We start from the raw sequence: 6,744 nt of genomic DNA, 5'->3' as shown, positions 1-6,744 counted from the left end.
GGCGGTGCCGGAACTCGACGAGGCCGGCCGCGGCGCCGGCCTGCACGCGGGCGATGAACGGGGCCAGCACGCCGGGCCCGGTGCCCCAGGTGATGTGGAAGCGGGGAACGGAGTTGCCGTGGCCGATGGCGTTGTAGCCGCCGCGCTCCGCCCAGCCGACGATCGGGAAGAACCGCACGCCCTTCTCGTGCAGCCAGGCGCGCTTCTCGCCGGCCGCGAACTCGACGTAGGCGTCGGCCCAGCGCCGGCCCCACTCGTCCTCGTCGCGATCGAACCCGGCGGTGCCCGACCAGTCCTGCTTCGCCAGCTCGAGGGAGTCCTTCACGCCCATGCGACGCTGCTCGGGCGAGTCGATGAGGAACAGCCCGCCGAACGACCAGTGCGCCTGGCCCCCGAGGCTCGCCTCGGGCTCCTGCTCGACGATCACCACGCGCTTGCCCGCGTCGACGAGCTCGGCCGCAGCGACGAGGCCCGAGAGGCCCGCTCCGACGATGATCGCGTCGGGCTCGCGAAGCGAGTGCGGGGATGCGGGGGATGAGGGCGCTGGGGTGGCGGCCACGTGGACTCCTTCGTCTGGTGGTGCGGGGTGGGTTCGTCTGGTGGTGCGGGGTTGGTGGGGCCTTCAGTCGTCGAAGGTGTTGACCATGGCGAAGGCGGCGCGCTGCAGGTAGTCCCACAGCGTCTCCTCGGCGAGCGGGGGCAGGTCGAGGGAGTCGACCGCCGCGCGCATGTGCGCGAGCCAGCGGTCACGCGCGTCGGGGTTCACCTTGAAGGGCAGGTGCCGCATCCGCAGGCGGGGATGCCCGCGCTGCTCGCTGTAGGTGCCGGGCCCGCCCCAGTACTGCTCGAGGAACATGGTCAGTCGTTCGGCGGCCGGCCCCAGGTCCTCCTCGGGATACATGGGCCGGAGCACCGGATCCTCGGCGACGCCCCGGTAGAACTCGGTGACCAGTCGCTCGAAGGTGGCACGACCGCCGACCGTCTCGTAGAACGAGGGCCCGAGTGCCGCACCGTGCTCGCTGCCGCGAAGGGGCACGCCCGCCGGCTGCACCGGACCGGATGCCGCGGGGTTCGCCTGGTCGGTCACTGCGTGCCTCCTGCGGTCGGGGGCTTCGGCGCTCGCGGTGCGCGGGGGACCTTCGGCTTCGTCGCGATCGCCGTGCGCGAGGCCTCGGTCGTCACCACCCTGCTGGGGCCGGTCTTCGGCGGCTTCGCGCCCTTGACGCGGGTGGCCCCGTCGAAGCCGCTGAGCACGACGCTCGAGAGGCTCGGGAGCGTCACGCCCATGGCGTCCATCGCGTGCTTGAGCCGGGTGCGGAGCCCGCGGGCGACGTCGTCCTTCGACGACGTGCGCACCTTCATGACGATGCGGATGACCATCGCTTCATCGGAGATCGACTCGAGGCCCCAGACCTCGGGCTTCTCGAGTACGCGCGAACGCCACTTGCCCGACTGCGCGAGCTCGGTGGCGGTGCGGAGCATCTCGCTCTCGACGGCTTCCACGTCGGCATCGTACGGCACGGCGAGGTCGAGGATGACCCGCGCCCAGCCCTGCGACATGTTGCCCACCCGGAGGATCTCGCCGTTGCGCACGAACCACAGGGTGCCGTTCACGTCGCGAACGGTCGTGACGCGGATGCGGACCTCCTCGACGATGCCCGTGGCAGGGCCGAGGTCGACGACGTCGCCGACGCCGAGCTGGTCCTCCACGACCATGAAGATGCCGTTCAGCGCGTCCTTCACGATGTTCTGCGCGCCGAAGCCGAGGCCGGCGCCGATCGCCGCGGAGAGCAACGCGAACGAGCCGAGGATGGCGGAGTCGATCGTGCTGACGATCATGAGGGTCACGACGATGAACAGCGTCACGTTCACGATGTTCGTGAGCACCGTGCCGAGCGTGCGGGTGCGCTGCACGACGCGGACCGCGGCGAGCGGCGACGCCTGCAGGGCCTGCGTGTCGGTCACGTCCTGCTTCTTCTTGACGCCCGACACCACGCGGTTCACGGTGCGGTCGATGACGAAGTGCAGGATCCAGCGCACGAGGAACGCGATCGCGATGATGAAGAGGATCGCGATGAGCTTGCCGACGATGACGTCCCAGTTGTCGGCCCAGAACTGCGCCGCGCTCGCCCAGAAGCTGCCGCTGAGGGGCGTCTCGTCGGCAGGGTCGGTGGGGGTCTCTGCAGCTCGGAACATGGTGAGAGAGTCTACTGAGCCGCGCCCGAGAGCACGCTGGCATCGCAGGCGCGAGCCGCCAGCGCCCGCTCCAGCTCATCGAGCTGTTCGGACACGAGACGATGCAATGGTGCCGGCGCCGGATTCACGGCGAGCCAGTCCCGGGCCATGCCGGCGAGCTCCTCGTCGACGAGCGGCGACGGGAAGAGCCGCGACACGATGAGCGAGGCCATCGTGAAGCTGCGCTCCGACCAGGTGCGCTGCAGCATCTCGAAGTAGTCGGTGGCGGTCGTGGCGAGCAGCTCAGGTGCGGTCGTGCGACGCCAGCCCTCGGCGATGGCGCGGGCGAGGTCGTTCGAGAGGCTCGCGTCGGTCGCCACGCGGCGCCACGCGGCATCCTTCACCGCCTGGTCGGGGTATGCCGCGCGGGCGGTCTCCGCGAGCTGGCGGCCCTTCGCCGTCTCGTCGAGCGCGAGGGCCGCGTCGATCTCGTCGTCGGATGCCGCACCGAGTGCGGCGCGCGCGATCACGAGCTCCCACCGCAGGTCGAGATCGACCTCGAGGCCGGGCAGCTTGATCGAGCCGTCGAGCAGGCTGCCGAGCACGTCGGCGTGGGCCTGTGTCGCCGCCAGTCGAGTGAAGGCCTTCACGAACTGCAGCTGGGTGTCGCTGCCCGCCTCGGCGAGCTCCGCGAGCGCCCACACCGCGTCACCCGTCTCGGCCGCGATCCGTTCCCGGTGCTCGTCGGCCAGGTACCGGCCGACCGCGAGCTCGAGGCGGGAGAGGGCGAGGCCGCGTGCGGCGGACTGCGTCTCGTGCCCGACGCTGCCCAGCACGAGCCGAACGAACTCGCTCGCGGGGAGCTCGGCGTCGCGCACCGCATCCCAGGCCGAGCCGAGCACGACGGCGCGCGCGACCGGGTCGGCGAGCTCGGCCAGGCCCGCGATCGCCGCAGCGAACGACGCCTCGTCGAGCCGCACCTTGGCGTAGGTGAGGTCGTCGTCGTTCACCAGCAGCAGGCCGGGCCGCCGCACGCCGATGAGGTCGTGGACCTCGGTCACGGCGCCGTCGACATCGAGCTCCACTCGGTGCGTGCGCACGAGCGCGCCGTGCTCATCTGCGGAGTAGCAGCCGACCGCGACACGATGCGGTCGCAGGGTCGGATGCGCGGGTGCGGCCGTCTGCTCGATGCGCGCTGCCGTGATCGTGCCCGCGGCATCCGTCTCGACGATCGCCCGCAGGGTGTTCACGCCGGCGGTCTCGAGCCAGAGCTCGGACCAGCGGGTGAGGTCGCGCCCGCTCGCGCGCTCGAGCTCGTGGAGGAGGTCGCGCAGGGTGGCGTTGCCACCGGCGTGGGCCGTCAGGTAGGCGCCCACGCCGCGCTGGAACGCCTCGAGCCCGACCCAGGCGACGAGCTGCTTCAGCACCGAGGCGCCCTTGTCGTAGGTGATGGCGTCGAAGTTCACCTCGACGTCGCCGAGGTCGCGGATCTCGGCGACGATCGGATGCGTCGAGGGGAGCTGGTCCTGTTCGGCGGCGTGGGTCTTCTCGTCGCTCGCGAACGTCGCCCAGACGCCCGTGAACTCGGTGACCTGCGACGTGGCGAGCGTCGAGGCCCACGTGGCGAACGACTCGTTGAGCCAGAGGTCGTTCCACCAGCGCATGGTGACGGAGTTGCCGAACCACATGTGGCTGAGCTCGTGCAGCACGACGATCGCCCGCTGCTCGCGGCGGGCGTCGGAGACGCGCGACCGGAACAGGTAGCTCTCGTTGAACGTGACGGCGCCGACGTTCTCCATGGCGCCCCAGTTGTACTCGGGCACGAAGACCTGGTCGTACTTGCCGAATGGGTAGGGGACGCCGAACGCCTGCTCGTAGAACGCGAGGCCGGCCTGCACCGTCTCGAACATGACGTCGGGCTCCGCATACTGCGCGAGCGAGGCGCGAGTGAAGAGGCCGAGCGGCACCTCTCGGCCGTCGATGCTGCGAGCGGCGCCGCGCCAGGCCGCGTACGGGCCGGCGATGATCGCGACGATGTAGCTCGAGATGACCGGGCCCGTCTCGAAGGCCCACGTCGCGGTCGTGCCGTCGGTGCCCGTGGGCACCGGGTCGGGCGTGGGCGCGTTGCTCAGCACCTGCCACCCGGCAGGCGCCGTGATGGTGAACCGCACCGACGCCTTGAGGTCGGGCTGGTCGAACACCGCGTACACCCGGTTCGCCTCGGCCACCGCGAACTCGGTGTAGAGGTACGGGGCGTCGTCGACGGGATCGACGAACCGGTGCAGGCCCTCGCCGGTGTTCGTGTAGGCGCGGGTCGACCGCACCCGGAGCTCGTTCTGCGCCTCGAGGTCGACCAGGCGGATGCGGTCGCCGTCGATGACCGCCGCCGGGTCGAGTGGCCGACCGTTCAGCACGAGCTCGTGCACCTCGAGGGTCGTGGAGTCGATGAAGGTGGACGCGCCGGGCGTCGCGCCGAACCGCACCACCGTGGTGGACCCGAACGTGCCGCCGTCGCCCGTGAGGTCGAGGTCGACCTCGTAGTCGGGCGCGTGCACGATGCCGACGCGCTCCTCTGCCTCGAGTCGGGTGAGGTGTGCAGCTGCCATCGATGGGGCCCTCCGTGTCGGTGTGCCCAGCCAGCCTACCGACGCTCGGGGGACGTTCCGGGACCGCTGAGGAGCCCGTGCTCGTAGGCGAGGATCACGAGGTGCACGCGGTCGCGGGCGTCGAGCTTCTGCAGGATGCGTCCGACATGCGTCTTCACCGTCGATTCGGAGAGGAAGAACCTCGACGCGAGCTCGCTGTTGTTGAGGCCCTCGGCGATGGCGACGAGGATCTCGCGTTCGCGCGGCGACAGCCGTTCGAAGAGTGCGGCCCGTGCGTCGGCGGCCCCGGCAGGCGGGAGGCCGGCGGCGAACAGCTCGATCATCCGGCGGGTGACGCGGGGCGCGAGCGCCGCCTCGCCGGCGTGCACCGTGCGGATCGCGGAGGTGAGCTCCTGTGGTCGGGCGTCCTTGAGGAGGAAGCCGCTGGCGCCGGCCCGGATCGCCGCGAACGCGTACTCGTCGAGGTCGAAGGTCGTGAGCACGATGACCCGCGGCGAGGCGGGCCCCGCGGTCACCTCGGCGGTGGCGGCGATGCCGTCGACCCCGGGCATCCTGACGTCCATGAGCATCACGTCGATGGGGGTGGACCGCGCCAGCTCGACCGCCGCGGCACCGTCTCCGGCTTCGCCGACCACGACGAGGTCGGGTTCCGCGTCGAGCACCATCCGGAATCCGGTGCGCACGAGCGCCTGGTCGTCGACGATCGCGATCCGGATGCCGCGGGGCTGATCGGTCACGACTGGTCCTCCGTCCACGCCGCATGGCCCGCTGCCTCGTCGGCGCCTCCGTCGGCCGCGGCCCGCAGCGTCACGCGCATCCGCCAGCCGCCGGTCGGTCGGGGAGTCGCCTCGAGCGTGCCGCCGTACAGACCGACCCGTTCCCGGAGGCCGGCCAAGCCGCGGCCGGAGCCGATGGTCGCGGGCGTCCCGTGGGCGTGGCCGTCGTCCTCCACCACGACCTCGACCGAGTCGTCGTGGTGGGCGATGCGGACGTCCACCTGTTGCGCGCCCTCCGCGTGCCGCAATGCGTTCGTGAGGCCCTCCTGCACGAGCCGGTAGACGGTGAGCTGCAGCGACGGCTCGGTGATCGCGGATCCGGACGTGGTGAAGCGCACGGGCAGGCCCGCGTCGCGGAAGCCCTCGACGAGTGCCGGGATCGCGTCGATGCCGGGCTGCGGCGCCCGGTCGGCGGCGGCATCCGTCGGCCCCTCGAGGACGCCCAGCATGCGCCGCATCTCTCCGAGGGCATCGCGGCCGGCTTCCGCGACGTGGCGCATCGTCGCCGCGGCGCGCTCGGGGTCGTTCCGAGCGGTCGCCGCCGATCCCTCGGCCAGGGTGATCATGACGGTGAGGCCGTGCGACACGATGTCGTGCATCTCCCGCGCGATGCGGGCGCGTTCCGCCGCCGCGGCGAGCTGCGACTGCTGGTCGCGTTCCCTGGCCAGGTCGTGCGCGCGGGCGATCAGCGCGTCCAGGTAACGCCGCCGATTGCCGACGGTGACCCCGATGAGCGTCGCGAGGAGCATGAGGACGATGAGGGAGAGGGCGGCGCTCAATGCGTCGCCATGGAGCGGCACCGCGCCGGCGGCCCGCCTGATCACGGCCGACAGGTACGCCGCGGCTGCGCCGACCGCTGCCGACGTGCCGAAGCCGATCCAGGCTGCGCGGGACGTGCCGTAGACGGCGAGTCCGTACAGAGCGAGGAGGATGGCGAACGTGTCGGTCGACGGGCCCCAGACCGACGCGAGGCAGGCCAGCCACGCGAGGGCGAGCACCAGCCGCGGATGCGTCCGCCTGGCGATCAGCAGGCCCAGGGCCGCCGCGAGCGCCGCGGCCACGATGCCCGCGACGAGGCCAAGCGCACCATCATCGAGCTGGCAGGTCGCAAGGAGATTGCGATGCTCGTTCCGCTGATCTTCTTGATCCTGCCCGTCACGGTCGCCTTCGCCCTGTTTCCCGGCTAC

General features: G+C 71.5%; 6 protein-coding genes and 1 pseudogene. 1 reads left to right on the top strand and 6 read right to left on the bottom strand.

All coding sequences use genetic code 11. The features are described from left to right. The 6 genes from GH736_RS14515 to GH736_RS14490 form a co-directional block, all read right to left on the bottom strand. On the bottom strand, window positions 1–559 hold a 559-nt coding region (locus GH736_RS14515), incomplete at its 3' end, for an FAD-dependent oxidoreductase (RefSeq protein WP_159604542.1). Between the two features lie 63 nt (window positions 560–622). Then, window positions 623–1,036: a globin gene (locus tag GH736_RS14510; RefSeq protein WP_159604546.1), complete on the bottom strand. Its 414-nt coding sequence runs from the start codon at window positions 1,034–1,036 to the stop codon at window positions 623–625. Between the two features lie 47 nt (window positions 1,037–1,083). Further along, a complete protein-coding gene (locus GH736_RS14505) occupies window positions 1,084–2,196 on the bottom strand; it encodes a mechanosensitive ion channel family protein (RefSeq protein WP_159604540.1) in 1,113 nt (370 codons plus the stop codon). An 11-nt stretch (window positions 2,197–2,207) separates the two neighbouring features. Beyond that, complete coding sequence (pepN, locus tag GH736_RS14500) at window positions 2,208–4,781, bottom strand: aminopeptidase N (RefSeq protein ID WP_159604538.1); 2,574 nt, start codon at window positions 4,779–4,781, stop codon at window positions 2,208–2,210. A 35-nt stretch (window positions 4,782–4,816) separates the two neighbouring features. Continuing rightward, window positions 4,817–5,518: a response regulator transcription factor gene (locus GH736_RS14495; protein WP_159604536.1), complete on the bottom strand. Its 702-nt coding sequence runs from the start codon at window positions 5,516–5,518 to the stop codon at window positions 4,817–4,819. Next, window positions 5,515–6,555, bottom strand: coding sequence for a sensor histidine kinase (locus GH736_RS14490; RefSeq protein WP_235934247.1), 1,041 nt, complete (start codon window positions 6,553–6,555; stop codon window positions 5,515–5,517). Before GH736_RS14490 ends, GH736_RS14495 begins: the two co-directional genes overlap by 4 nt. A 9-nt stretch (window positions 6,556–6,564) precedes the next feature. On the opposite strand from GH736_RS14490, the pseudogene GH736_RS14485 reads away from it, so the two are divergent. Next, window positions 6,565–6,744: pseudogene (locus GH736_RS14485) on the top strand (hypothetical protein); the annotation flags it as partial.

Origin of the sequence: Agromyces humi (genome assembly GCF_009720255.1) — a bacterium.
GTDB classification, from domain to species: Bacteria; Actinomycetota; Actinomycetes; order Actinomycetales; family Microbacteriaceae; genus Agromyces; species Agromyces humi.
This window is presented reverse-complemented; position numbering and strand designations above follow the sequence as displayed.

What these genes read in the sequence shown, in the direction of transcription:
- GH736_RS14505 (WP_159604540.1), bottom strand. Translation starts at nt 2,196, where the DNA reads ATGTTCCGAGCTGCAGAGACCCCCACCGACCCTGCCGACGAGACGCCC.
- pepN (WP_159604538.1), bottom strand. Translation starts at nt 4,781, where the DNA reads ATGGCAGCTGCACACCTCACCCGACTCGAGGCAGAGGAGCGCGTCGGC.